The sequence below is a fragment of the Xenorhabdus sp. KJ12.1 genome (assembly GCF_963876495.1).
Classification (GTDB): Bacteria; Pseudomonadota; Gammaproteobacteria; order Enterobacterales; family Enterobacteriaceae; genus Xenorhabdus; species Xenorhabdus stockiae.
Window position 1 is genome coordinate 1 of the sequence record NZ_CAWNQH010000129.1, and the last position, 2,803, is coordinate 2,803.

5 protein-coding genes are annotated in these 2,803 nt (G+C 50.9%); all 5 read right to left on the reverse strand.

What is annotated here, in order from left to right:
- Window positions 1-453 (reverse strand): TipJ family phage tail tip protein (gene gpJ / locus AACS92_RS20785; protein WP_445286141.1); only part of this gene is annotated, 453 nt, incomplete at its 3' end.
- A gap of 17 nt (window positions 454-470) precedes the next feature.
- Window positions 471-980 (reverse strand): tail assembly protein, encoded by a 510-nt coding sequence (locus AACS92_RS20790; RefSeq protein WP_241538043.1) that lies wholly within the window; start codon window positions 978-980, stop codon window positions 471-473.
- 45 nt (window positions 981-1,025) lie between these two features.
- Window positions 1,026-1,439 (reverse strand): hypothetical protein, encoded by a 414-nt coding sequence (locus AACS92_RS20795; RefSeq protein ID WP_099112000.1) that lies wholly within the window; start codon window positions 1,437-1,439, stop codon window positions 1,026-1,028.
- Between the two features lie 48 nt (window positions 1,440-1,487).
- Window positions 1,488-2,210 carry a C40 family peptidase gene (locus tag AACS92_RS20800; protein ID WP_099112001.1) on the reverse strand — a complete coding sequence of 241 codons (723 nt, stop codon included), beginning with the start codon at window positions 2,208-2,210 and terminating at the stop codon, window positions 1,488-1,490.
- Between the two features lie 2 nt (window positions 2,211-2,212).
- On the reverse strand, window positions 2,213-2,803 hold a 591-nt coding region (locus AACS92_RS20805; RefSeq protein WP_099112002.1), incomplete at its 5' end, for a phage minor tail protein L.

Sequence of the window (2,803 nt, forward strand, 5' to 3'; positions counted from 1 at the left end):
GCCGCCATCAGTGGCAAGGTCAATGGCATAGTCAATGCGATAACCCACCGTGTCTCCGTTCTCTTTTTGCTGCTGCAACTGGGGCCACGATAACCGCAGACGAACCGCTGACAGTTGGGTATTGGTGACCGTCGTGACCCACGAGTTGACCAGTTCAGCACTCACCGTTCGGGCATTTTCGACCGCCGGCATACCGGGAATATAGGCCTGATGGGGAGTACCGGGACGGAATTCCCATTTGACCCCTTCAAAATTAGGCGAGCCATCGGCACCGATAAGTGGCGTGTTATCCAGAAAAATACGTCGGCCATCCAGCTCGCCGGCAAATTCGCCTTCACCGAGGGCAAGAAGGATCTTGGTATAGGAAGTGGATTGCAGCGAGTCCGGTGCTTCCACCGGCGTGCGTGGCTGCTGGCGTCCGCCTTTATTACCCAAAATGGGCTGCTTTTCCATACTTCATCCTCAGCACGTTATTGTTGGTCTTCTGCATAGATACCGGCTGAAATAATAGCGCCACCAATGCGGCGTCTGCCGTAGCCAATCGGTACGGGATTGCCCTGCGCAACCGTATTCACCGGTCCCCCGAACGCATAGGAGGGCTTGTTATCGGGATCTTCGCGCCGGGCCAGTCCGCCCGGCATCGGTGAGAGCATCTGCACCACGCCACCCAACATCATGCCCACCCCGGACATGACCATCGGCGCACCAAACGGCGTTGCCCACAAGAACGCGCCGGCCACCACCATGACCGCGCCCAGAATAGTCTGAAAGACACCGGCATTTTTACTGCCGATAATGATGGGCGCAATGCGGATATCGTCCTCCCCGGAAAACACCAGTTCTTCCCGGCTGATATTGCGTTTTCCGTTAAACACAGCAAAGGTCAGCCCCTGCGCTTTGGCGGTCAGCAGGAAACGTTCAAATCCTTTAATCAATACGGATAATGCCCGGATCGCTTCCTGTGGGGTAGAGACAGCCAGATTATGTACCCGACCGAAGCGGGTGACAAATGGTGCTCTATTTCATTAAAAAGCAGTTGGATAAATACCGTAATCACCACTTGAACCATATCCGATCCGATATATCAATGTCCTACCTTCTGTAACTTTACCTTCCTGCTCGCTCATACCACCAACACATATCCCTTCTGGTTGTGCGCTAAAAATATAACTACCTATCTCGGGATATATTTCTATTTTCTGTTTTGGTTCTAAGCGGGCAATTTCTTTCCCATCAACATAAATTCGGGATGAACAGGGGCTTCCTAAAAGACCTGAATCTCTTTTGATTATAACCTTGCCTGTTCCTTCTTTTTTGACCAATAAATCATGCTGTATTATCTGCTTTTCTGGCACTAGTTTTGCTGCTTCATTGGAAATTGGAGTGGTTGCGCAGCCTACGAGATTAAAAATCATTGCCACTACAGCTATTTTTTTCATACTAATCAATCCTTGTAATTAAAACATCTTAAGATTATCCATAATAGGCTAATTAATCATAAAACTTTTATACCTCAATACGATTATTGTGCGTTCCTGCCAGTAGCCATGATAGGGTTCTCGCTTACTGAGCTGCCCGTACAGGTGGTGCAACATCAGGCCATCACCCAGATAAACCCCGGCATGGTTGGGTTCATTCGCCTGTACCTGCATAATGATCACATCCCCTGCCTGTAATTCATCGCGATACGCGACAAAGCCGGCAGCGGCATACTGTTTCATATACAAATTTTCGCCCCGAGTCCACCAGCCATCGGTACGTTCAAAATCAGGGAGTTCAAGCGTACGTTCCAGTTTGTACCAATCACGCACGATGGCATAACAATCCCAGAACCCGTGCACAAACGGACGCCCTATCAATGGCTTAATGCCGGCCAGAGGCATCAGGGTACGGATATCCCCTCCCGGCCATGAAACAATCACCCATGGCGTTTGTGACAGATCACACTGGGCGATATCCAATTGGCTCGGCTGTGTCGTCGCATCGGGGTGACTATGAACAATGGCAATAATCTCGCCCTGATCTTCGGCAGCCGCGTAATCTTCCGGGTGAATACAGAACTGTTCAGTGGGTGACGAGGCGGTATTGCGACAGGGAAGATAATGCTGTCGGCGGTGCTGTTGAATAATTACCCCGCAGCACTCATCCGGGTAGGCCGCTTGGGCATGTGCCATCATGGCACGGGTGGTCGATTTTCTCAGTATCGTCATCGTTAGCGCCTCAGCAATGCCGAGCCGGGAAATCCCCCAAAGGGCAATTGCGCTGTGTCACCAAAACGTTTTTTACAGTCGTGCATTAACCCTCCACAGGCATCCAAGGCCGGATCATTGGTCGGTTTGCCCCGTTCAGTAAAATAACGGGGGCCGGTATAGCCACACGGTGACTGGCGATATTGTCCGCGAATGCACCATGTACACAGGCTGTGAATTTGCCGGGTCGGAATTTTAATTCCCTGTAAATCGGCAGGAGAAGAGAGCGAAAACTGGATGCTTTCGTTATCTTCCTGCGTTTTACTGTCGATGTAGAAAACATCGATTTTTTCCTGTTTCGGATCGGCTTGCGGGTTGCCGTCGGGGAAATTACGCGCATCCAGATAATGGGCAAAGGTCATGCGGATCGTGACACGCGCCTGCACCATATTTTGATACGCCAGACACAATGCACTGAGTGTGCCGTCCAGATTGGCCACATTGAGAGTCGGCGTTACCGCCCTTCCATCACTGGTCACTTCCAGCCCTTCAATGCTGACGGGCCACGGTTTGTATTCTACACCCTGCCACCAGAGCGATTTCACCGGTAAGTT